A 24609-nucleotide genomic window follows, 5' to 3' on the forward strand; every position below is an offset into this window, starting at 1 on the left:
TTTAACGGCGCTGACAATCTACTGGAAATGTAAAAAAATAAAAAGTGCTTATTTGCTGATCCCACACAATTTAGTTTTCCAGCGGCATGATTAATACGCTGTTTTTAGTCAATGTTACTAGCTAATTAAAATTAATAGCTTGATTTTGTTTTAAAAATGTTAATTACACTGCGTAATTTATACTTTACGACTTTTACTGTTGGGTAATATTAAGGGTAAAGCAGGCACCGCCTAAGTGCTTACTTTTGCTAACAGTAATAGTGCCGTTATGCCAATCTGCTACTTTTTCAACAATAGCTAAGCCAAGGCCATAGCTTTTATCTGCGCGGTTTCTGTGTTCTTCTTCTCTAAAAAAGGGGCTAAATACGTTCCTAAAGTTTTCTTGAGCAATTCCTGGGCCGTCGTCTTCAACTGTTATTATAAGTTGGTGCTCGTGAACCTTTGCGCTTAAATAAATATATTGCTCGGCAAAATCGCAAGCGTTGGTAAGCAGATTTGTAATTGCACGAGCTAGCCAATGAAGATCGGCCACAATGATGTCACTTGAGCAATTAAGATCAACACTTAGCATTTGTGATTCTAACTTTGGCGCAAGCTGAACTAAAATATCTTCTAGGTAATGCTTGATATTTGTTGAAGAGTACGTCAGTTTATTTGCGTTTTGTTCAAGTGTTGCAAACGCTAAATAGCTTTTAAGCATAGATTCCATATGATCTAAATCGTTTTCCATGCGCTCTAAATAGGTTTTTATTTTTTTCTCATCATGGGTATCTATGGCGGCATCTAAACCAAAGCGAAGACAGGCAATAGGAGTGCGTATATCATGCGATAAACTTGACGCCATTAGTTTATTTTCAGCAACAAGCTTTTCGATTTGACTCGCCATTCGGTTAAACGTTAACTCTACGTCCCTTATATAAGTAAAATGAGATGCTTTAATTCTGGCTTGTGTATTACCCGAAGCAAACTGTTTAGCAGCCTCATTTAGTACGCTTAGTCGCTTTGCTAGTGGCGCAATAATGAACCCCATTAAAATGCATAACCCAGCATAAAAAAGCAAAGTTAAGAATATATCGTTTCGTTTGTCGGCTTCTGCGCTCTTTTTAAGTCGCATAGAAATATGAAAGGGGTTTAGTGCTTGATTGCTATACAGCATATAAAAGCCTTGCTGATCTTCTAAAATCAACCCACCAACAGCATGCATTTGAAGCAATAACGAAGGGGGTAAGGCAAGCGATTCGTTTGGTTTGTAATCTATTGATAGCTCAAATTCTTTAGCTAACTGTTTAACATATGCGCCACGCTCGGAAGTGGGAACATTTGCCAGTTGCTTACTAAACCCCATCATCATTTTACTTTGCACACTAAACTCGTCTTGTGGGGTATGTGCTTGCTGGCTAAAGGCGTCTATTAGCCAGCCTAAAACCACTATAGATAAAAGCGCGCTGCCAAGCAGTGATATGTAAAACTTTTTCATTTAAACATACAGCTGTAAGTTACCATGCGGTAGAGACAAGCAAGTAACCACGGCCCCAAATTGTTTTAATTTTTTCAGGGTTTTGTGGATCGTCGTTAAATTTTTTTCTAAGTGCAGAGATAAGCACATCAACACTTCTATCAAGTCCGTCGTATTCTCGTCCTTTAGTTGCTTTAAAAACAGCGTCACGTGATACAACTTGCCCTGCATTACTTGCCAAATAATGCAGGAGTAAATATTCCGCACTGGAAATATTTACATCTTGATCGTTGAATTTTACGTTTCTTGATTCGGTATTAATATTAAGCGAACCGACCGAAATTGTGCTTTCTACTATTGCCGATTTATTGGGTTCATTACTTTGACGAAGTGCAGCTTTTATACGAGCGAGTAAAGCGCGAGGGCGCACAGGTTTCATTATATAATCGCTTGCACCGACCTCTAAACCTATAACTTCATCCATTTCCTCGTTTCGAGCTGTCAGCATAATGATTGGCGCATTGTAAAAGCTACGAAGTTCTCTACATACACTAATGCCATCTTGACCTGGTAACATAATGTCGAGCAATACAATGTTTGGGTTTAAGGTTTTTACTTTACTGACAACTTCATCGCCTCGGTGACAAACATGCGTAGTGTAGCCTTGTTCAGTGAGGTATTCGGCTACCCATTGAGCCAATGATATATCGTCTTCTACTAATAAAATAGTGCCGTAGTTATCCATAAATTATCCTTAATACAGTGGTTAAAATAATCGCCAGCGACGTTTTTTTTGTCTGTTTTGATAAACCCACTGAAGTTTCACTTCTGCAGTGCCAATTATTTGTGATGTATTACTATCAAATAATTCAAAAGCGATACTTTGCTTAGAGTCAAACGCGTAATTTAATGTGCCTTGCTGCTGTTTTAGCCAGCATTGCATAATGTATTTAGATGTAGCATCGCGTAAGCAGTAGTTACCAATAATTGGTTGGCGCCAAGTAATGACTACATCAGCGTAACAGTCACGCCCCTCACGAAGAGCCACACAGGTATCAGGAACAGCGGTTAAATTATCTTGTCCGCCGTCCGATTGTGCAAACGTTGATGCAGGAAAAATTATTAGTAAACAGAGCCATCTAAAAAACATAACGGAGGCCTACCTTGGCTTTATGTTGATACCCTTGAGAAATAATTGGGCTGTCGTCGATTTCAGCTGAGAACCAGGTAGAGAGAAACCCTGCTAAAAAGACCCAATCTTGGCTTATTGGGTATTCTGCATGAAATTCAAATATTAAGCTGGTACTTGCATGTGCATCATAAAAGGGTCGGTTTTCGGCTACTTCTTCTTGGTCAATGCCAAAATAATAATTTGTAAAGTCAGCTGAGTATGCACTTACGCCAACACCGGATCTAAATTCCCAGTTTCGCCAGGGTAAAATTTGGCTAAAAAAGGTATTAATAACCCAGCTGTTGTGAGCGCCAGAAATATCATGAAGGTATTCAAATGAAATTTGAGAATTTTCGAATCGGCGTGTAAGCCTGAGGCCTACACCAAAGTCATAGCGACGAGACTTTATGCCATCAAGTTCTGCTATAACACCATTGTTATAAAAACCAAGGCCTTTTTCGTCAAAGCCAGCTTGCGTATTTGTGCCCAGTATATCCAAGCCCCAATCATACTTATCAATAATACTGTAACCGATAACAAGCCCACCGCTGAGTTGGTTATGGTCAAAGTCGAGATAAAATCGATCGTAGGAGACAGCAAGGCTTAAATCGAGCTCTAAATCGGTGTCGTAGGCATTGGTGCCAATTAGGTAAGTATCTTCTACAAAGTAGCTTGCACCTGCACTCCAATCCCATGCAAAGCCTTGAGTTGGCTCAAGGGTGTTATCTGCATAGTAGCGATTACTTGCTTGGGTTGAGGTCGATATAAGGCTCAAAATAAACAAGACAATACAAAAAGTAGTATGGTTAAGTAAGGTATGTTTCATCCACATTGAGCCTGATTATTTGATGTTATAGTGTGTAGTATATTGTTAAGGTGTACCCTTAATCTGTAAAAAAATGTAGTAAATGTTAATTTTACTGAACTTTAATCTTATCTATTAGGATACTGCTTAAGTAAAATTGCATCATAGGTGTAAGCGCACTCACTTCTGTGCGGTTACACGGACCACTTAATTTGCTTAGGCTAGATAATTTAGAGAGCATTTGATATTCAGGGATTTTCACTTCTTTACCCACTCTCGCCATACGCGCTTCTTCGGTGTTTTGCTGGTGGATAAACGCAACAACTTCTAACTCGTTTGTAATTCTTTGCTCTTCACTTAAACTATAAATTAGCGGCTCTCGGTGAAAGCTGGCGCTGTCTATAGACGACGTGGCAAACCACACTACATCACCAGAAGCTTTGTGCGTTAAACGCATGTTAACCTCTGCAAATATAGATGCACATTGCTGCGTTGGGTATTGATTTGCAATACTGTTAAACAGAGGAAATTGTTTTTCTGGTGTGACAAGTGAGTACTGTGTGTTTTCTTTAAATGTTAAGTCGAGCTTTTGAATGGTAAGTGTGTAATCACTGTTATTTTTACTCGTAACTTTAAGTTGTTTATCGTTAAGTGCTTGGCTTATTTGTGAAAGCAGTGTATCGGTTACGCTTGCTTTATCGGTAATTATTTTTACCGTTTGATTTTGTAAAACTTTGTGCGCAGGCAATTGCACCGACTTTACTTTTGGTGAAGCATGCTCAGTTTGGTATTTAAGCTGATATGTTTGAGTTTTTAGTGCTGGCTTTAGCGGCATAGCCAAAGGCTCTGCTGGTTGTTTGGTAATGGCACAACCTGATGATAATAAAACAAAAAGTAATACAACTAAAAAACGCATAAATACTTAACACCCACAAAAAGTACAATAATTTTTGTATTGTACGTTAGTCCAAAGAAAAGTTCATGATATTATGCATATAGACGCAGTTAAAAAGACAAAGTATTAAAAAATGAAGCGCTTACCACTTTTAAAGTATTGCTTAGCTGCAGTGTGTTATGTGTATGCAACCGTTAGTTTTGCAGCGCAGCAAGACCCAAATTGGGATAGTTTTGTAAAAAAATATGGCCGTTACGCAGAAAAAAAACTCGCGAGTAAGGGCATACCTGGTGCCGCACTCTCCATAGTTAATTTAGGCAACAGTGATTACATCCATGGAGTTGGGCGCACTAAAGCCCGAAATGGTCAAAAGGTTAATGTTCATACTCGTTTTAGATTGGCGTCAGTATCCAAAACATTTGCAGGTTCGCTAGCTGCAAAATTATCTAGTGATGGGCTTATAAAATTAGATAACTACGTCAGTGATTACCTACCTGATTTTAAAGGCACAGTATACGAAGAGGATTTAAAAGTTTATCACTTATTGAGTCACTCTAGCGGCTTGGTGCCAAATGCGTACGACAACTTAATTGAATCGCAGATGGACTATCCCGATATAGTTCAAAAGCTGGTGACAGTTAAGCCTATTTGCGAGCCTGGGATATGTTACGGTTATCAGAATGTCATGTTTAGCTTAATTGATGATGTTATTTTAAAAAGTACCAATAAAGATTATTCACAATGGTTAAATGAAGGTATTTTTCAGCCACTCAAAATGATTGATGCCAGCTTGGGTTTTGAAGCCATGGTAGCTGATAACAATTATGCACTACCGCACGTACGTGGAAAAAAACGGTGGTACACCGCAAAGCTTAAGAAAAACTATTACAAAGTTGGGCCTGCTGCGGGGGTTAACGCCAGTGCAAGCGATATGGCTATTTGGTTAAAGGCGCAATTAGGTCACTACCCTGAAGTGTTATCACTTGATGCATTGTCTAAACAAACTCGGCCATACACACGCACGAAAAAAGAAATGTACCGCAGGGTATGGAAAAAACAACTTAACGAAGCTTATTACGGTTTAGGTTGGCGAGTATACAAGTACGACAATGAAACCTTGTATTACCACAGTGGTTGGGTGCAAGGATACAGAAGCGACTTAGTGGTATTCCCCCATTTAAATATTGGCTTTAGCTTGGTGTTAAACGCTGAAACTGGGTTAATTAATGAATTAACAACCGAGTTTATTAATCGGTTATTAAAGTATAAACGTGAGCAGAAGGTATGAAAATAAAACAGGGTGTTTTTATTTTATTATGTGCAATTTTATTTAAAAGCCACTATGTATTTTCGGCTCCAGAAAAAGTATACCTTTTTCGCCATAGTGAAAAATTAGCGGGAAAAGACCCGGAGCTCACACAACAAGGCAATAAGCGGGCTCAGCATTTAGTTTCATTATTTAAACAATACGATAGGGTTCATGTATTTAGTAGTAACTATAAACGCACCTTACAAACAGCAGCACCTCTTGCTGCGCATTTTGATTCACAAATACAAATTTACAATGCTAGAGATTTGGTAGATTTAAAAAACCAAATAGTGTTGTTGGAAGGGGTAGTTGCTGTGATTGGTCATAGTAATACAACGCCTGACCTTGCCGTGTTGCTTTCAAATGAAGAAGTAGCGCCCATGAATGAAATGCAGTTTTCACGCTACTTTTTGTTAAGCCAAAAAGAACACAGTTCAGAAATAAAATATTTGCTTGAAGACTTAGAAATGAATTTTACTTTTGAAAATTCAGGTTTAAATAAATTATAAAAAAACCAGCTATTAGCTGGTTTTTTTATTTAGTGCGATAAATTATACAAAAAGTATATTAGTTACGCGGCAGTTGAATTTTTTTGTCAGGGCTTTGGCGGTAAAGCACAATTGTGTGGCCAATTGTTTGAAGCTTTGTTGCACCTGTTTCACGAACGATTGCTTCAAAAATAAGCGCTTTAGTTTCACGATCATCAGTCGGTACTTTAACTTTGATTAATTCGTGAATTTCTAATGCACTTTGAATTTCCATCACTACGCCTTCGGTTAAACCGTTAGAACCTAGTAAAACTACAGGCTTGAGGCTATGTGCCTCGCCTTTTAAAAACTGCTTTTGTTTATTTGATAATGTCATGTTTATACAAATTTTGCTGAATATGGCTTGAATTAAGGGTATTCTAACGCCATCTAGAGAATATTACTAATTAGTTGCGTGTAATTTATGACAAATAAAAAACAGTCAGCCAGTTCACAGCGATGGTTGAAAGAACATTTTGATGACAAATATGTTCAGGAAGCGCAAAAAAAAGGCTGGCGTTCAAGAGCGGTTTTTAAATTAGATGAAGTACAAAATAGAGATAAGTTACTTCGCCCTGGTATGACTGTGGTGGATTTAGGGGCAGCCCCAGGTAGTTGGTCACAGTATTTAGCCGAAAAAGTAGGTGACAAAGGGCAGGTTGTTGCTTGTGATATTTTACCTATGGACTCTTTAGCTGGTGTAGATTTTTTACAAGGTGATTTTCGCGAAGAAGCCGTGTTAGATGCTTTACTAAAACGCATTGATGGAAAAAATGTTGATGTGGTACTCTCTGATATGGCACCGAATATGAGTGGTAATAACTCAGTGGACCAAGCTGGAAGCATGTACTTAGTCGAGCTTGCGCTAGATATGTGTAATCAAGTTTTAAAGAAAAATGGCGCATTTATTGTTAAGGTTTTCCAAGGAGAAGGCTTTGATCAATACTTGCAGGAAGTACGTAATAGTTTTAAAGCAGTGAAAATACGCAAACCTGATGCCTCACGTGCCCGTTCTCGGGAAGTATATATAGTAGCGACTGGATACAAACTGTAGTACAGTTGCTTGGCGTTTAGTTGAATTTAAATTAATTGGATACAAGAGGTTAACCCCTTGAGCGATATGGCGAAAAATTTAATACTATGGCTGGTCATTGCAGTTGTGCTTATGTCAGTCTTCCAGAGCTTTAATGGTGGCGAGCAAATCGACCGTCAAACAAGTTACAGTCAGTTTGTAAAAGATGCCCGAAATGGCTCAATACAAGAAGTGGCAATCGAGAGCACCAGTGGAACAATCACAGGTACTAAAAATAATGGTGAGCGTTTTCAAACCATTATGCCAATTTACGACAAAGACATTTTAAATGACTTACTTAAAAGTGATGTAAATGTGAAAGGTGTAAAACCTGAAGAACAATCATTTTTAGCAAGCATATTTATTTCTTGGTTCCCAATGATACTGCTTATTGGTGTATGGATTTTCTTCATGCGTCAAATGCAAGGCGGTGGCGGCAAAGGCGCTATGTCATTCGGTAAGAGCAAAGCACGTTTAATGAGCGAAGACCAAATTAAAACTACGTTCGCTGATGTGGCTGGTTGTGATGAAGCAAAAGAAGACGTTACCGAATTGGTCGATTTTTTGCGTGACCCGTCTAAATTCCAAAAATTAGGCGGTAGTATTCCAAAAGGTGTACTAATGGTTGGCCCACCAGGTACTGGTAAAACATTGCTTGCTAAAGCTGTTGCGGGTGAAGCAAAAGTACCATTTTTCACAATTTCGGGTTCTGACTTTGTAGAAATGTTTGTAGGTGTAGGTGCATCGCGCGTACGTGACATGTTTGAACAAGCTAAAAAAGCAGCGCCTTGTATTATCTTCATTGATGAAATTGATGCAGTAGGTCGTAAACGTGGCGCAGGTATGGGCGGCGGTAACGATGAACGCGAGCAAACATTAAACCAAATGCTGGTAGAAATGGATGGCTTTGGTGGTAATGAAGGCATCATTGTTATTGCTGCGACTAACCGCCCAGACGTACTAGACCCTGCATTACTTCGTCCTGGTCGTTTTGACCGTCAAGTAGAAGTAGGTTTACCTGATATACGCGGTCGTGAACAAATTATTAAAGTACATATGCGTAAAGTACCACTAGGTGATAACGTTGATGCGGCTGTAATCGCGCGCGGCACACCCGGTTTTTCGGGGGCTGATTTAGCTAACTTAGTTAACGAAGCTGCACTTTATGCTGCGCGTGGTAACAAACGTGTTGTAAACATGGCTGAATTTGATGCCGCTAAAGACAAAATCATGATGGGCGCAGAGCGCAAGACCATGGTGATGAGCGAGCAAGAAAAAGAAATGACGGCATATCACGAAGCCGGCCATGCAATTGTTGGACGCATGGTGCCAGAACATGACCCTGTTTATAAGGTATCTATCATTCCACGTGGCCGTGCGCTAGGTGTAACTATGTATTTACCTGAGCAAGACCGTGTTAGTCATTCTAAAGAGCTTTTAGAGTCAATGATCTCTAGCCTCTATGGTGGCCGAATTGCTGAAGCCCTTATTTACGGTGCCGATAAAGTGACTACCGGTGCGAGTAACGATATTGAGCGTGCAACAGACATAGCACGTAAAATGGTTACACATTGGGGTCTAAGCGAAAAACTAGGACCACTACTTTACGCTGAAGATCAAAATGAAATGTACATGGGTGGTGGCGGTAGTCGCGCATCTAGCATGTCGGATGATACAGCTAAAGTAATTGATGCAGAAGTTCGTTTATTTTCAGATAGAAACTACGAGCGTGCCGAAAAAATATTGAAAGACAATATTGATATTCTTCATTCAATGAAAGATGCATTGATGAAATACGAAACGATTGATGCTAAGCAAATTGATGATTTAATGGCGCGTCAGCCAGTGCGTGAGCCTCGCGATGCTCATGACCGTCATGAGCCAAAAGCAGCAAAAACAGATTCTGTAAAAGAACCTGTTAGTGATGAAAGCCAATCAACAACAGAATCATCTAAAAAAGATGAAACAAATGTTGATGACAAAGCTGAATAATCGTTAAAATACTAACAAAGCCCCGTACTTCGGGGCTTTTTTGTATCGGTTTTAATTTCGCTCTAATTTATAGTTAGAGTGTGTTTGGATGCTGAAATGCAAACAAGGCTCACGATGAATAACGTTATTAATTTGCCAAATGATCGAACGCTTAATTTAATTGAACCTGTGATTATGGGGATATTAAATGTAACCCCTGATTCATTTTCAGATGGTGGGAAGTTTATAGACCCTAATCTCGCTGTACAGCGCGCAATAAAACTATTAAGTGATGGCGCAAAAATAATAGATATTGGTGGTGAGTCAACGCGTCCGGGTGCTCAGGCTGTAAGTCTTGATGATGAGCTTGAACGAGTAATTCCCATTATAAAGGCAATACGTGCTCAGAGTGATTGTGTTATTTCTGTCGATACGAGTAAAGCTGAGGTGATGAGGCAAGCTATTTTAGCTGGTGCAGATATGGTAAATGATGTTCGCGCATTACAAGAGCCTGACGCACTGAATGTTGTTGCACAATTTGAAAACATCGCAATTTGCTTAATGCACATGCAGGGTCAGCCCCGAAGTATGCAAACGTCTCCTCAGTATAATGATTTAATGAGCGATATTAATGAGTTTTTTAAAAGTCGCATTATTGCCTGTGAGACAATGGGGATAAAAGCTCAACAGCTTATTCTTGATCCTGGCTTTGGATTTGGAAAAACCTTAAGCCATAACTACGAAATTTTAACCAAGTTTAATGACTTCAATAAATTAGGTTTGCCATTATTAGCGGGGTTATCTCGTAAGTCGATGATTGGCAATCTGTTAAACAGAGACACGAGTGAACGAATGGCCGGTAGTTTAGCCGGCGCTCTTATTGCCGCACAAAATGGCGCAAAATTAATTCGTGTTCACGACGTAAAAGAAACTGCAGATGTACTCGGTGTTTACCAAGCGTGCATAAAAGGAATAATAGAATGAAACAAAGAAAGTATTTTGGCACAGATGGCGTGCGTGGTTTAGTGGGTACAGCACCTATAAACCCTGAGTTTGCAATGAAGCTAGGTTGGGCTGCAGGACGTGTATTATCAAAAGGTGGAACCAAAAAAGTTATTATTGGTAAAGACACGCGTATTTCAGGTTACATGCTTGAGACTGCACTTGAAGCGGGTTTAATAGCCGCCGGTATTGATGTTGTTCTGCTTGGCCCAATGCCAACGCCAGCCGTTGCATATTTAGCACAAACATTTAGGGCTGAAGCCGGCATTGTAATAAGCGCTTCACATAACCCCTATTACGACAACGGCATTAAATTTTTTAATGGTCAAGGCTTAAAGTTGGATGACGCTGTAGAGCTTGAAATAGAGGCCATGCTTGATGAGCAAATGACCTGTGTGGCCTCAGATAAGTTAGGTAAAGCAACACGTTTGGCTAGTGCTGATGGCCGTTACATTGAGTTTTGTAAGAGTCAATTTCCACAAGGGCTCTCTTTAGAGGGGTTAAAAGTAGTTATAGATTGCGCTAACGGCGCAACATACCATATTGCACCATCAGTTATGCGAGAGCTTGGTGCAGACGTAATTACACATGCTTGTGAGCCAAATGGCGTTAATATAAATCACGAATGTGGTGCAACTCATGTAGACACCTTAAAACGTAAAGTACTTGAGCATAAAGCTGATGTAGGTATAGCTTATGATGGTGACGGCGATCGCGTAATGATGGTTGATCATAATGGCCGCGTATTTGATGGCGACGATTTAGTTTATATTATTGCGTGTCAGGCAGCGAACGATCATATATTGGGTGGCGGTGTTGTTGGTACTGTGATGTCAAACATGGGGCTTGAAAATGCATTAAAAGCAAAAGGTATTGAGTTTGCTCGAAGCAAAGTTGGCGATCGTTACGTAATGGAATTACTTCAGCAAAAAGGGTGGAAAATTGGTGGAGAGAGCTCAGGGCATGTACTTAATCTAGACTTAATTTCAACGGGTGATGGTATCATATCAAGCTTGCAAGTGCTGGCTGCTATGGTTGCACAAAATAGAACGCTTCAAGATTTAGGCGCCGGTTTTACAAAATACCCAATGAAAATGATTAACGTGCGTTATACACCGGGTACCGATCCTACAATGGCGCCAAAAGTGCTTGCGGCAGTCGAAGAAGTGGAACAAAGCTTAGGCAATAAAGGCCGCGTTTTACTCCGTAAATCAGGCACTGAACCTGTCGTTCGTGTTATGGTTGAAGCAGAGCAAGAAAAAATAGTATTAGACAGTGCACGTAAGATTGCAGAGATTGTCGAATCTATGAGCAAACAACCTGATTGATAACAATAACCTCTTGTAACTTTGGGCGAGAAAAGTTAATATCTCGCCCGCTTTCTAATGTGGAGTGGAAAATGGCAATACGTAAGGCAATGGTCGCTGGCAATTGGAAAATGAATGGTTCAATAGAGCTAGTCAAAGATATGTCGGATGCTATAAATAGTATTAAATCACCAGAAATAGATGTTATTTTATTTCCTCCATTCCCACTTGTTTCAGCAATGATTGCAAGCGGTGTTAATACAGGTGCTCAAACTGTATCTGAAAACACGCCAGGCGCTTTTACTGGTGAAGTTGATGCACAACTATTGAAAGACCTTGGCGTAAATTATGCGCTAGTTGGCCATTCAGAGCGTCGTAGTATTTATAACGAGAGCAGCGATGTTATTGCTGATAAATTTGCTAGAGCTCAATCAGCTGGTTTAATACCCGTTCTTTGTGTTGGCGAGAGTGAAACAGAGCAAGAAAGTGGACAAACAGAACATGTAGTTGCTGCTCAAATAGATGCGGTAATTAAAAAATTAGGTGTAGCAGCGCTGAAAGATTCTGTGATAGCATACGAGCCCGTTTGGGCCATAGGCACAGGTAAGACTGCATCGCCAGAACAGGCACAAGCTGTTCACAAATTTATCCGTGACAAAATTGCGTCTTTAGACAGTGATTTAGCACAAGGGCTTACCATCTTATATGGTGGAAGCGTTAACGAAAAAAATAGCGAATTATTATTTGCACAACCAGATATTGACGGTGGCCTTATTGGAGGTGCCAGTCTAAAAGCAGCATCTTTTGTTGCTATCTGTAACAGTGCAAAAGGGACCGTATAAGATGTACGAAATTTTATTAGTAGTTTATTTAGTTGTAGCTTTAGCTTTAGTTGGTATGGTTTTAATCCAACAAGGTAAGGGTGCTGATATGGGGTCTTCGTTTGGTGCAGGCGCTTCTGGAACTGTATTTGGTTCTTCAGGTGCTGGTAACTTTATGACAAAGACAACAACAAGCTTAGCAACAGTCTTTTTTGTGCTGAGTATTGTTCTAGGTAACTTAACAGCCGGTCAGATAAAACAGACTGATGAATGGGAAAACTTAGAAGCAGCCCCTGCTGTAGAAACAGTGGTACCTGTTGAAGAAGATGTTCCTGTTACTTCTAACGAAGAAAGTAACTCAGACGTACCAAACTAATACAGTTTAATGTTCAGCTATTTGTTAACCTCAAACAAATAAACAAAGTGAACAAAAATTTAAAATGCGGATGTGGTGGAATTGGTAGACACGCTACCTTGAGGGGGTAGTGCTTTCGGGCGTGGGGGTTCAAGTCCCCCCATCCGCACCAAATTTAAAACCAGTAGCAGTAATGTTACTGGTTTTTTTGTATCTAAAATTTGTTTTGATTGTTTTTTGCACTTCAAACGTTTGTGTACCAACAATAATTTAGATTTTGTTGTTGGTCTTTTCTACGAAAAACACATCGTGTACCCAATAATGTTTATTTTTTTGTGTTAATTTTAGTTTTTAGCTTAATTAATGATTAAAATGAAAAAAAAACTAGAAATTTTACAAATTTAACTCACACTTATCAGTATTGAGCCGATAATATATTTAGATAACTCAAAAAGGTAAATAGTATGGCTTCAGGCTTCTCTTTTCAAAACCTAAGCATAACTAAAAAAATACATGCAATAACATGTATTGCAGTTGTTGCTTTTATAATTATGGTATTAATTAATTTTCTTGCCATAGATGATAATAGGGCTTCTTTAGATGAAATGGGGAATTCTTCATATAAAGTTGTAAAGTTAACATCAGCGAATGTAGGGCTGTTAGAAAAACTCGATGAGCTTTACACACAAGCAGTGACATTTGGTGAACAAGACTTAATAACCAAAGCTGATGACACTTACAAAACAATTGAATCAAATATAAATCTAATTAAGCAGATAAGTAATGGTTACATTAGTGATGATGTAGTTAAAGAATTAGCCGACTACGAAAAAATCTCAGCAACCATTGCTAATGGAATGGTAAATGGCACTGCCGACTTTAGTAAAATCCAACAGCAAGCCCAGTTAAAAACAAGTCTTTATGGTTCTGTTTTAGAGAGCTTTAAAGCAGCGCAACAAAAAGCTGATAATCGTTTTTTTGAATTAGTTGAAAGCACTAACACGCGTTCTGATAATGCACTTACTTTAATGCTTGCTGTGTCTATCGTGTCTTTATTGCTGCTTTTGTTTATGGCTATATGGATAGCAAAAAATATTGGCTCTTCAGCAAGTGATGCAGCAAATAATTTAAGTTTATTAGCGAATGGTAAAGGATCTTTGAGTACTCAGTTAACCGTAAATTCTAAAGACGAAATTGGCCAAGTTTCTATCAACTTTAATGCTTTCATTGCGCTATTGAAAGAAACCGTACTTGAAGTAATTGCTGTATGTGAACCTCTAATGGAAAACTCTACCCGATTAGTACAAGGCATGGAGCAGGCAGAGCGTGCAACAACGAAACAAACAACAGATGCTGAAATTGTTAAGCAATCAATGGAAGAGATGAAGCAAAGTGTGGGTGATATTTCCCAATCTGCAGCAAATGCTTCACACGCTGCTGAAACAGCAGAAAAAGAAGTAGAACAAAGCCGTACACAAGTACAAATGTCAGTAAATGCGTCTCGTACATTGAGTGATGAAATTAACCAAGCAGCAACAACAATTAATAAACTTGCGGACGACACAAAAAATGTATCGCAAATATTGAATGTAATTACTTCAATTGCCGATCAAACCAACTTACTTGCTCTAAATGCGGCTATTGAGGCAGCCCGCGCTGGTGAACACGGTCGTGGGTTTGCGGTAGTAGCTGATGAAGTACGAGAGCTTGCTTCACGAACCGCACATTCAACTAATGAAATACGCGAATTGCTAGGTGCGTTAACAACCGCCGCTAATGACTCGGTTACTGCGATGACCTCAGCGCGTGATATGGCTACAGATAATGCAACAGCGGCTGAAAAAACAGGTATATCAATAGAGAAAATAGCTGAGCAAATGTTAGAAATAAACGGCATGAACTCTCAGATTGCAGCTGCGACAGAAGAGCAAACATCGGTTGCAGCCATGGTTGTAGAAAATGTCTCTAATATGCATGTTTCTTTTGAAGACACTATGGATTCATTACTTGCTGTAAGGGATGTAGCTAAAAACCTGCATTACCTATCAGATAACCTGCTAGATGCGACAGCCAAATTTAGAATTGAGTAATATATAGGTAAAATTAACACCAATAGAGCCTCCAAGTGGAGGCTTTTTTTTGTAGGCTAGTAGGTATTACCGACCTGCAATAACAGAGCAATTTAAACTGCAAGACTGGGCGATAACTGTACTATTTACATTGAGGAATTGGATAACAAACTTTTACCTTGCTTATTAACGCGTTTCCCATATTTTTAATAGCTTAGTTAATTAAGCCAATTGATATAACTTTTTACAGGCACAAAAAAACCACCATTTGGTGGTTTTTTAATTTACCGTTTTAAACGGTTAAAAGGTCGCAACTACTTTTACGTTGCCACTCACTTTTGCGCTATCTACGTAGCCGATAGCATCAGCATTAGCTGCTACAAAATCTATGACAGCTTGATCAGAACCTAACTTCTCGGGTGGTGTACCTTTACCTGTAAACACAAGTTTAGACCAGTAAGCATTAAGCTGGCTGCCAGATTTACCTACAACTTTATCGTTAAACTCATCTGCTGCAGCGGTACCATCTTGGTTTACTGGGTTTACCTTAGTACCATCACCAAATGATTTGGCTTTACCAAGGTATATCTTCTTAATAGTATCTGCGTCTAAAGCATTGGCGTTTCCAGCGTTAACTATTACCGCAACTTCTGCAAAAGCATTAATTGAGCACAATGAAAGTGCACTAGCTAAAATTAATTTTTTCATTATTTGCTCCAATTAAAATACAAGGTCAACGCCAACAGCAACAACATCAGTTTCTGTATCAGTTACATCGTCTTCAAAGCGGCTAAAATCGATTTTAAACGCTGCAGAAGGGTGAAAGTCGTAACGCGCGCCGATAGTGTATACATTGCTTTGCGCTTGAACACCTGTCAAGGCACCGTTTATAGCTGCATTAAGGCTTGGTACTGCTGCGATAGGGTCAAAGCGAGATGCATCATGCTTATCGTCATTATCTTCATACGTAAAATGGACTATAACGTCATCCAAGCGGTAACCTACAGATGCATAATATTGTGTTTGCTCAGTCAAAATACTGTTTTCTACTTCAAATTGTGTATATTCAGCATCAAATAAGAAATTATCATAATCAATCGAGAAGCCAAAGCCGAAAAAGCTGCTGTCATCTTCGTTTATTGCAATATCGTCAGCTAACGTGTTTAAGCTGTTTGCGCGAAGTGCAGCTTCTAATCCATTTAATGCAGCGCCGCTGGGGTCTGTTCCGTCAAGTGCAAATGATGATTCAGCAATTAAATATGCAGCACGAACACTGAACCAGTCGTATGCAAGCGTCCAGTTAATGCCAGCAAAATCATTAAGCTCAGCTTGAGTTTTTTCAGTGATTGCGTCTATTTCACCATCAAAACTACCGTACATGACTTGTACTGTTGAATCCCAATCACCAAGTTGTGTATTGTGCAATAAGCTTAAACCTTCATAGGTAGAAAAAGGAATGCTATAAACAGATTGAGGCGGGCGTACCCACCGGTAAGCGTAACCTACATCAATAAAATCTGAGTAACGGTAAAAAGGTACACGCATTTTACCCGCGCTAATTTGTAACTCGTCGCTTAGTTCATAAGTTACGTAGGCCCATTCAAATTCTGCGTCGAAATCATTCTCACCACGAGCAACAATTTGAGCTGTTGCCGTTAGTTTCTCCATTAGGTCAGCTGATAGCTGTAATGCAAAGACACTTTCGTTTTTAAATGAAATGTCATCATCATATCCATATAAGGTACTGTCGCTATCAAGGCTCTTTCCACCAACAATTGATGCAAAGCCATTAATTCGAACTTCGGCGCTAGCATAGTTTGTTGCTAAAGCCGCACATAATGCTACTGCTACAGATAGCTTTTTCATATGTATTTCCTATTAGTTAATTAGATGTTGATTCATGCGTATTATAGAAGTGAAATAGAGCTATATCTAATCAATTTAGCAAGTTAGTGATAAAAACTGATTAACTTAATGCTTTATCATTATTTTTTAAGTGGACATGCCAGGTGTTTTTAATGCAGGTTGCTGATTTTAAGTAAAATATCAAAATAAGTTTCAGCCAATTAAATTTAAGAACGTATATTTATTGCGCGAGGTTTTATGGCGTAATTGCATAAAAAGTAAGTATCGCTGCAACGTGTTATTTTTTCCCCTATAAGGAACATTTGCATTTTTACCAAAAAATAAATACATAAATTCACAATTGTGTAATATAATGCCCTTCCAGAGGAAAGATGCTACCACGCATCTTTTTTTATGCCCAAAACTTACTGGTTGCACCAGTAAATGCATAATAAATAATTTACGGTATCCTTTGGAGAATATTTTGAAACTACGCAAACTCTCACAGTTAAGCCTAGCAATAGTTGCTGCCCTGACTACTTCAGTAAGTGCTGAAGAAACCAAAACAACTGCAAAACAAGATGCGTTTGAAAAAATCGAAGTTACAGCTCGTAAACGTACAGAGAGCTTGTTTGAATCTCCAACCGCTATCACATCAATTGGTGCTAACTTAATTGATAAAGCCAATATGAGTAACCTTGAAGATATTGGTAAATACGTTCCAAATTTAAACATCACACGTTACGGTGTAGGTAACGCAGCACATGCTTCGGTATTTATTCGTGGCATTGGCTTGCAAGATCACATTATTACAACCGATCCAGGTGTGGGTGTATACCTTGATGGTGTTTACTTAGGCCGTCAAATGGGGTCTAACCTATCATTGCCAAATGTTGAGCGTGTAGAAGTATTGCGCGGTCCACAAGGTACTTTATATGGTCGAAACACTTTAGGTGGTGCGGTAAACGTTATTACCAAACAACCAGGTGATGAAGGTATTTTAACAACGTCTGCAAAATTAGGTAGTCGTGGACGTATTGCTGGCGATATTTACTTCAATAACTCATTAAATGACGAGTTAAGTATGTCTGCAAGCGCGTCATACAAAACACGTGACGGTGTTGGCGAAGCGGTAAACCTAGCGAACCCAGAAAAAGAAATCGGCGAAGAAGAAGAGTTTAGCGGTCGTGTTGCTCTTAAATGGCAAGCCAATTCAGATCTTGCATTTACGTTTTCTTTAGACGGTGTTGATAACGAGTCAGGCCAATCTCCTTACACAATTGAACTGACAGAACCACTTGACCCAAATGATGTATTTAATGGTGACTTTCCATTACTTACACAAGACATGATCCCATCAGACCCAGATGATTTAGGGACTACTGTTGCTGGTATTGAGTCAACGTCATACTCTGGTTGGGGTACGTCTTTAACTGCTGATTGGGCGATTAACGATACATACACAGCTAAATTTATTTCAAGCTATCGTACATCTGAGTATGAAGGTGGCCTTGATGATGATGCATCACCTCTGAACTTATCAGAATTTCCTGAAGAAGGTGGAGCCGATCAGTACTCATTTGAGCTTCAGTTAAATGCAACATTCGACAACATGGATTTTGTTTCTGGTCTTTACTTCTTTAACGAAGATGGCTTCACTCGTTCAGGTCCATTTGTATTTAGTCCGTTCAATACACCAAATGGCTTGTTGAATGATGGCGTTACTCCTTCATTTGGTGGCTACGGCGACTTTGAAATTAATCAAGAAACTAACTCATATGCAGCTTATATTAATGCTAGCTACGATTTAACTGATGATTTAACTGTTGGCGGTGGATTGCGTTATTCTAAAGACGAAAAAGACGCAAACGCGCAGTTCCCAACATTCCCTGTACCTAAGTTTGTAAGTGCTGATTTTGACGCGGTGACATGGGACATTAATGCATCATACCAAATCAGCAATAACATGAATTTGTATGGTCAAATTCAAAAAGGTTATCAAACTGGTGGCTTCCCACCGCGTCCATTTGGTGGACCAGATCAGTTTGTGTCGTTCGACGAAACTAAAGCGGTTAACTACGAAATGGGCTTGAAAGGCCAGGTACACGAAAACGTATCTATGATGTTAGCGGTATTTGTTACTGATTACACTGATTTAGCACTTCCGTTTTCAGATCCAACAGCGGGTGGTGGTTTTGTAACTATTGTTGAAAATGCGGGCCAATCAAAAGCACAAGGTATAGAGCTTGAAACCACCGTTGCTATCACTGACGACTTTACAATAAGAAGTGCTGTAGGTTACCTAGATTCAGAAATTACAGAGGTTGATGCCGGCGTTCAAGGTATTGGTAAAGGTGATTCACCGGCTTTAACACCTCGCTGGACTGTAATGGTTGCCCCATCATACTTTATGGATTTAGACAGCGGTGCAACAGTTGCACTTAATGCTAATTATTCATACCGTAGTGAAATGCAAGGTCAGTCAGTATATAGCCAAAGTGAAACAATTGATTCGCGTGAGTTAGTTGGCTTTAACATTTCTTACACTAACGCATATGGCGATATGGAAGTAACACTTTATGGCGAAAACGTTCTGAACGAAGTATACGATGTAGGTCGTTTACAACAATCAGGCTTTGTTGGAGTTATGAGAAGCAACGACCGTAGTGAATTTGGTTTAAAATTCAAAAAAGATTTTGAGTTATAAACTTAAGTTTGCATAAAAATAGAATGTAATTTAAGCATTATATTTTATTTAGCTCAAAAGGCCGGATCAGTTTTTGATTCGGCCTTTTTAGTTTGTGCAAAGGTCTGGTTGTTCGATACAATGGCGCCTCTTAATTGCCAAATGGATTCTGTGATGAAAATTCTTGCCGATCAAAACATGCCTTTAGTTGAGCAGTACTTTTCAGATTTTGGTGAGGTTGAACGGTTTGATGGACGTAACCTAAAACCCGACCAACTTATAGACGTAGATGTTTTACTCACACGATCAGTTACCAACGTTACCAGCGAATTATTGGCAAAAGCGAATAAGTTAAGTTTTGTTGGCACAGCCACTATTGGAATTGACCATATAGATACACAGCTGCTAAAAGAAAAAAATATCACGTTTACTAGTGCGCCTGGTTGTAATGCCATTGCTGTTGCAGAGTATGTTATTAGCAGCTTATTTGCGCTAAGCCAAGAGAATGCCCGCCCACTAAATGGGCAAACTATAGGTATTGTTGGGGTAGGCAACATTGGTAGTTGTTTGGCGCAAAAGTTAAAAGCATTAAATGTAAAATTACTACTATGCGACCCTCTTAAGCATGAGCAAGGCTTACTTGATGAACATGTAGAGTTAGATGAGTTACTCACACAGTCAGATATTGTTACTTTTCATGTGCCACTTATTAAAAGTGGTGCGCATAGAACCTTGCACATGATGGATAAAGTGAGACTCAGTGCTTTAAAACCCGGTACTACGATAATTAATGCCAGCCGGGGCGATGTTATCGACAATTGTGCTTTACTTGATGTAATGCAAGGTGGTGCCAATTTAGATTTAGTGCTTGATGTATGGGAAAATGAGCCCAATATTTTGACCGATTTATTTGAACACGTTCGCTATACCAGTGTACACATTGCAGGCCATACCTTAGAGGGTAAGGCAAGAGGTACACAAATGCTGTATCAAAAGCTATGCGAACTCAAAGGCGTTGAAGCTTCAAAATCTTTAGGCGATTTTTTACCGGTACCAGCTATTACGCAGGCCACTGTTAGTTCAAGTTTCACAGAGCTAGACATAGCACGTTTAGTGCATACAATTTACGATGTACGAAGAGATGATGGGATTTTACTTCGTCATATAGAGTCTCATGGCTTTGATAGTTTACGTAAAAACTATCCTGTAAGAAGAGAATTTAGCACCTTAACCGTTAAAGGTGATGGCCCGCAACTAGCTGCCTTAGGCCAACTTGGTTTTACACTAACCAACTAATTATTAATATAACGGTGTTTTAATATCGTTTAAAGAGGAAAAAATATGTCGCAAAAATATAACGTTGCCGTACTTGGTGCTACTGGTTTAGTAGGGCGTCAAATTATCGAAACATTAGCAGATCGTAAATTTCCGGTTGATCAGCTATTTTTGCTTGCGAGCAGCCGCAGTGCAGGTGAAGATATTAAGTTTCGTGGTGAGACAATTGAAGTACAAGACGTTGAAGGCTTTGATTTTAGCCAAGCGCATATTGGATTTTTTTCTGCCGGTGGCAGCGTCTCAGAAAAATATGCCCCAATTGCAGCAGACGCAGGGTGTATAGTCATCGATAATACTTCACACTTCAGAAATGACTTTGAAATTCCACTTGTCGTACCGGAAGTAAACGCCTCAAGTTTAGCTGATTTTAGAAATCGCAACATTATTGCAAATCCTAATTGCTCAACTATTCAAATGATGTTGGCATTAAAACCAATTTACGATGCGTATGGTATCGACCGCATTAACGTATCGACCTACCAAGCGGTGTCAGGTGCAGGGAAAGAAGCTGTTGATGAGTTAGCAAAGCAAACTGCTAATTTGATGAATGCACGCCCAATGGATAATGAGATATTTCCAAAGCAAATAGCGTTTAATGTTATTCCTCAAATAGATAGTTTTGAAGATAATGGCTATACCCGCGAAGAGATGAAAATGGTAAACGAAACGCACAAAATATTGGGTGACACAACAATTGCCATAAACCCAACATGTGTGCGTGTTCCAGTGTTTTTTGGCCATTCTGAATCTATTAATATTGAAACACGTATGCAATATGACTTTGAACACGTTAAACAGCTGCTAAATGATGCGCCTGGTGTTGAGCTAATTGATGACGAAGGTGATTACCCAACCGCAGTATCAGATGCCAGTGGTAACGATACTGTATATGTAGGGCGTTTACGTGCTGATATTTCACACCCTCATGGCTTAAATATGTGGGTTGTTAGTGATAATACTCGCAAAGGCGCGGCAACTAATAGCGTTCAAATAGCTGAAGAATTAATAGCAAACTACATGTAACATTTTTGAATGTTAAATACTCTTTAAAAGCGGTAAGCACAATGTGTTTGCCGTTTTTTGTTTAAGAGGAGCGTCACTTTTTTGCCGCTTTTTGTAATATTTAATAAAGTTACTGATAATACTCAATAAATTAATATTAATAATGTGTTGTTAAGGCATTTCTTTTCAATGTGTTGCAATGGATATTGTGCCTTAAGTGGTTTATAGTTTGTAATTGGAATAGAGCTTGCAGCAAAAATAGATTGTAATAACAAATGTGAGTCAGTCATTAGACTGATAAGGCAAGAGTAATCAATGTTTACACACTTAGTTTAGAGTGCTTTGTAACATTTTGACATTAAAGGATCAGCATGCGCGGTTTGGCTATACTTTTAATATTAGCGTCTGCACTAGTAGTAACGCCTGTATATACACAAGATAGTACCCAATTAAAGGGGCCTAAAGGCGTTGACTATGGTGCTCAAGGGCGATCTATTGGTCCGATTAAACCTACCGATACACTTTGGCGTATAGCTGTAAAAGTACGCCCAGATAATTCAGTAAGTATTTATCAAGTTATGCAGGCCTTGTATAACAAAAACCCCGACTCATTTTTAGATCAAAACCTTAATCATATGCGAAGTGGGGCTTACTTAAAAATACCTACTTTATCTGAAATTAGACGTGTGAATACTCAACTTGCTAGGCAGCGTTCTGAGCAAGACGACGAGTTGTGGGAAAAGAAAAAAAACGGAACACTTACACAGACTGAAATAACGACGGCTCAAACACAAGTTACACAAGCGCGTAAAGTTGATGTAGACGACGCAAAAAAAGAATTACAACAAGAAATAAAAGAGATCAAAACAGACCAAACTAATAAGTTAGTTGAGTTACAGCAGCAATTTAAAAGTTCAGTAACAAATGTTGAAGAGATTTTAGTTGAAAATAATAACCTAAAAAAACAACTAACTGGAATTTCTAAAGAGCTCGAAAATGTTCGCCAACAATTAGGTCAAGACAGTGAAATACAGCTGCAGTTAAAAGAATTAATACTTAAACAAAACGAAATAATTGCTCAGCAAAAAGCAAAAGAGGTAGAACCTGAAAGCGATTTTGACCTGCTTGCGCTTTTATCTAATCCCATAGTTCTTGGGCTATTAATGTTTATTCCTGGCTTATTGATTATTTTTGGTATTGTTATGTTTTTGCGTAAAAAAGCAAATAGCCAAGAAGAGCCTCAAGAAGATGATGAGTTTTTACCGCAAACGCCAACGTATTCAAATGATGATGTAGCAGACCCACTTGATGATCCTATTATTCCAGACCCACTTGATGATTTGAGTGTTCAGTTAGACGATCATCTTGAAGACGATATGCTTTCTGATGATGATTTATTAGAAGATGATACAGACGAGCTTGATGAATCTGACAATCTTCTCGATCAAGATGAGTTAGAAAGTTTACTCAGTGACGATATTGTTTTTGACGATGAAAGTGACGAAGACGATGAAGTTGACATTTTTATGCAGCAAGGGTTTGACGACACTGCTGATGATAGCTTAGACGACATTGATTTAGATTTAGACCAAGAACCGTCTGGAACTGATGATATTTTAAGTAATGATGACTTAGACAGTTTATTTGACGAAGATGACAGCCTACCTGAGTTTGATTCACCAACAGAAAAAGAACCAGACAATGACAGTTTAGAATCTAACGATGAAATGGCGGCACTGAGCGAAGAGCTGGCGACCGATGATTTTGATATAGATGATTTACTTGATCAAACTAGCGCCGAACCAGAAGTCACAGCGGATAAAACTCCTGGAGAAGATGACGACTTTGACTTAGATGAGATTGATAGCTTAATTGATGACGCTGGTGATGATTCAACGCAAGAAAGTACAGCCGATGCGTTGGTTGAAGAAAGCGATGACTTTGATTTAGATGACATTGATAGCTTAATTGATGACGCTGGTGATGATTCAACGCAAGAAATTACAGCCGATGCGTTAGTTGAAGAAAGCGATGACTTTGACTTAGACGACATTGATAGCTTAATTGATGACGCTGGCGATGATTCAACGCAAGAGGCCACAGCCGATACGTTAGTTGAAGAAAGCGATGACTTTGACTTAGATGACATTGATAGCTTAATTGATGACGCTGGCGATGATTCAACGCAAGAAATTACAGCCGATGCGTTAGTTGAAGAAAGCGATGACTTTGACTTGGACGACATTGATAGCTTAATTGATGACGCTGGCGATGATTCAGCGCAAGAAATTACAGCCGATGCGTTAGTTGAAGAAAGCGATGACTTTGACTTGGATGACATTGATAGCTTAATTGATGACGCTGGTGATGATTTAACGCAAGAAATTACAGCCGATGCGTTGGTTGAAGAAAGCGATGACTTTGATTTAGACGACATTGATAGCTTAATTGATGACGCTGGTGATGATTCAGCGCAAGAAATTACAGCCGATGCGTTAGTCGAAGAAAGCGATGACTTTGATTTAGATGATATTGATAGCTTAATTGATGACGCTGGCGATGATTCAACGCAAGAAATTACAGCCGATGCGTTAGTTGAAGAAAACGATGATTTTGATATTGATACTGCTCTAGCTGATTCCGTTGATGATTTAGCTGAGGCACAAGAAGAGTTAAATGTTGATGATGTTGAGTCTTTAGCAACCTCATTAATTGACGAGTCAGAATTAGAGAGCAAGCAAGATCTTTCCGATACGCCAGAGCTTGATGAAGAGCCTGAGCTTTTAGATGAGCCAGAACTTGAAGAAGAGCCAGAACTTGTAGAAGAGACAGAACTTGAAGAAGAGCCAGAGCTTGAAGAAGAGCCAGAGCTTGAAGAAGAGCCAGAGCTTGCAGAAGAGCCTGAACTTGTAGAAGAGACAGAACTTGAAGAAGAGCCAGAGCTTGCAGAAGAGACAGAACTTGAAGAAGAGCCAGAGCTT

Annotated in this window: 21 protein-coding genes and 1 tRNA gene; 14 read left to right on the plus strand and 8 right to left on the minus strand. The window is 39.2% G+C overall.

Annotated features, from left to right (window positions below):
* Positions 1-193 precede the first annotated feature (193 nt).
* The 5 genes from KZZ04_RS08680 to KZZ04_RS08700 all read right to left on the minus strand — a co-directional run bounded on the left by KZZ04_RS08680 (position 194) and on the right by KZZ04_RS08700 (position 4348).
* Positions 194-1477: an ATP-binding protein gene (locus KZZ04_RS08680; protein ID WP_138527424.1), complete on the minus strand. Its 1284-nt coding sequence runs from the start codon at positions 1475-1477 to the stop codon at positions 194-196.
* Positions 1478-1496: 19 nt separating this feature from the next.
* On the minus strand, positions 1497-2201 hold the full coding sequence (locus KZZ04_RS08685; protein ID WP_058404789.1) for a response regulator transcription factor: 705 nt from the start codon (positions 2199-2201) through the stop codon (positions 1497-1499).
* Positions 2202-2222: 21 nt separating this feature from the next.
* Positions 2223-2606, minus strand: a complete 384-nt coding sequence (locus KZZ04_RS08690) for a DUF3019 domain-containing protein (RefSeq protein WP_058404788.1) — start codon at positions 2604-2606, stop codon at positions 2223-2225.
* Positions 2596-3453: a MipA/OmpV family protein gene (locus tag KZZ04_RS08695; protein ID WP_058404787.1), complete on the minus strand. Its 858-nt coding sequence runs from the start codon at positions 3451-3453 to the stop codon at positions 2596-2598. Before KZZ04_RS08695 ends, KZZ04_RS08690 begins: the two co-directional genes overlap by 11 nt.
* A gap of 91 nt (positions 3454-3544) precedes the next feature.
* Entirely contained in the window at positions 3545-4348 is an 804-nt protein-coding gene (locus tag KZZ04_RS08700) for a hypothetical protein (protein ID WP_219422442.1), read from the minus strand.
* A 112-nt stretch (positions 4349-4460) separates the two neighbouring features.
* On the opposite strand from KZZ04_RS08700, the gene KZZ04_RS08705 reads away from it, so the two are divergent.
* Together KZZ04_RS08705 and KZZ04_RS08710 are read left to right on the plus strand one after the other, a co-directional pair.
* A complete protein-coding gene (locus KZZ04_RS08705; RefSeq protein ID WP_219422444.1) occupies positions 4461-5615 on the plus strand; it encodes a serine hydrolase in 1155 nt (384 codons plus the stop codon).
* Positions 5612-6145, plus strand: coding sequence for a histidine phosphatase family protein (locus KZZ04_RS08710; protein WP_219422445.1), 534 nt, complete (start codon positions 5612-5614; stop codon positions 6143-6145). Before KZZ04_RS08705 ends, KZZ04_RS08710 begins: the two co-directional genes overlap by 4 nt.
* A 58-nt stretch (positions 6146-6203) precedes the next feature.
* Here the strand turns inward: KZZ04_RS08710 and yhbY are convergent, their stop codons facing one another.
* Positions 6204-6500 (minus strand): ribosome assembly RNA-binding protein YhbY, encoded by a 297-nt coding sequence (gene yhbY, locus KZZ04_RS08715; RefSeq protein ID WP_219422447.1) that lies wholly within the window; start codon positions 6498-6500, stop codon positions 6204-6206.
* 87 nt (positions 6501-6587) lie between these two features.
* Here yhbY and rlmE point away from each other — a divergent pair, with 87 nt between their 5' ends.
* The 8 genes from rlmE (at position 6588) to KZZ04_RS08755 (ending at position 14781) form a co-directional block, all read left to right on the plus strand.
* A complete protein-coding gene (gene rlmE, locus KZZ04_RS08720; RefSeq protein ID WP_006793907.1) occupies positions 6588-7217 on the plus strand; it encodes a 23S rRNA (uridine(2552)-2'-O)-methyltransferase RlmE in 630 nt (209 codons plus the stop codon).
* Positions 7218-7283: 66 nt separating this feature from the next.
* On the plus strand, positions 7284-9227 hold the full coding sequence (gene ftsH / locus KZZ04_RS08725; protein WP_138527421.1) for an ATP-dependent zinc metalloprotease FtsH: 1944 nt from the start codon (positions 7284-7286) through the stop codon (positions 9225-9227).
* Positions 9228-9341: 114 nt separating this feature from the next.
* The gene (gene folP, locus KZZ04_RS08730) at positions 9342-10190 is read left to right on the plus strand and encodes a dihydropteroate synthase (protein WP_219422448.1); all 849 of its coding nucleotides are present in this window, start codon (positions 9342-9344) and stop codon (positions 10188-10190) included.
* Positions 10187-11536: a phosphoglucosamine mutase gene (glmM, locus tag KZZ04_RS08735; RefSeq protein WP_058404782.1), complete on the plus strand. Its 1350-nt coding sequence runs from the start codon at positions 10187-10189 to the stop codon at positions 11534-11536. The genes folP and glmM overlap by 4 nt, the downstream gene beginning before the upstream one ends.
* Before the next feature lie 71 nt (positions 11537-11607).
* Entirely contained in the window at positions 11608-12357 is a 750-nt protein-coding gene (gene tpiA, locus KZZ04_RS08740) for a triose-phosphate isomerase (protein WP_219422450.1), read from the plus strand.
* 1 nt (position 12358) lies between these two features.
* Complete coding sequence (gene secG, locus KZZ04_RS08745) at positions 12359-12712, plus strand: preprotein translocase subunit SecG (protein WP_058552908.1); 354 nt, start codon at positions 12359-12361, stop codon at positions 12710-12712.
* Positions 12713-12778: 66 nt separating this feature from the next.
* Positions 12779-12863 (plus strand) — tRNA-Leu (locus KZZ04_RS08750).
* Positions 12864-13155: 292 nt separating this feature from the next.
* Entirely contained in the window at positions 13156-14781 is a 1626-nt protein-coding gene (locus tag KZZ04_RS08755) for a methyl-accepting chemotaxis protein (protein WP_219422452.1), read from the plus strand.
* Positions 14782-15060: 279 nt separating this feature from the next.
* Here KZZ04_RS08755 and KZZ04_RS08760 read toward each other — a convergent pair whose 3' ends face one another.
* Positions 15061-15468 (minus strand): hypothetical protein, encoded by a 408-nt coding sequence (locus KZZ04_RS08760; protein WP_058404778.1) that lies wholly within the window; start codon positions 15466-15468, stop codon positions 15061-15063.
* Positions 15469-15480: 12 nt separating this feature from the next.
* The gene (locus KZZ04_RS08765) at positions 15481-16626 is read right to left on the minus strand and encodes a porin (protein ID WP_058404777.1); all 1146 of its coding nucleotides are present in this window, start codon (positions 16624-16626) and stop codon (positions 15481-15483) included.
* Positions 16627-17089: 463 nt separating this feature from the next.
* On the opposite strand from KZZ04_RS08765, the gene KZZ04_RS08770 reads away from it, so the two are divergent.
* The 4 genes from KZZ04_RS08770 to KZZ04_RS08785 form a co-directional block, all read left to right on the plus strand.
* Entirely contained in the window at positions 17090-19312 is a 2223-nt protein-coding gene (locus KZZ04_RS08770) for a TonB-dependent receptor (RefSeq protein WP_219422454.1), read from the plus strand.
* Positions 19313-19465: 153 nt separating this feature from the next.
* The gene (locus KZZ04_RS08775; protein ID WP_219422456.1) at positions 19466-20587 is read left to right on the plus strand and encodes a 4-phosphoerythronate dehydrogenase; all 1122 of its coding nucleotides are present in this window, start codon (positions 19466-19468) and stop codon (positions 20585-20587) included.
* Positions 20588-20632: 45 nt separating this feature from the next.
* Positions 20633-21649: an aspartate-semialdehyde dehydrogenase gene (locus KZZ04_RS08780; RefSeq protein ID WP_219422458.1), complete on the plus strand. Its 1017-nt coding sequence runs from the start codon at positions 20633-20635 to the stop codon at positions 21647-21649.
* Between the two features lie 350 nt (positions 21650-21999).
* On the plus strand, positions 22000-24609 hold a 2610-nt coding region (locus tag KZZ04_RS08785), incomplete at its 3' end, for a FimV/HubP family polar landmark protein (protein ID WP_306430556.1).

This window comes from Pseudoalteromonas sp. CR1 (assembly GCF_019392235.1).
Taxonomy (GTDB): Bacteria; Pseudomonadota; Gammaproteobacteria; order Enterobacterales; family Alteromonadaceae; genus Pseudoalteromonas.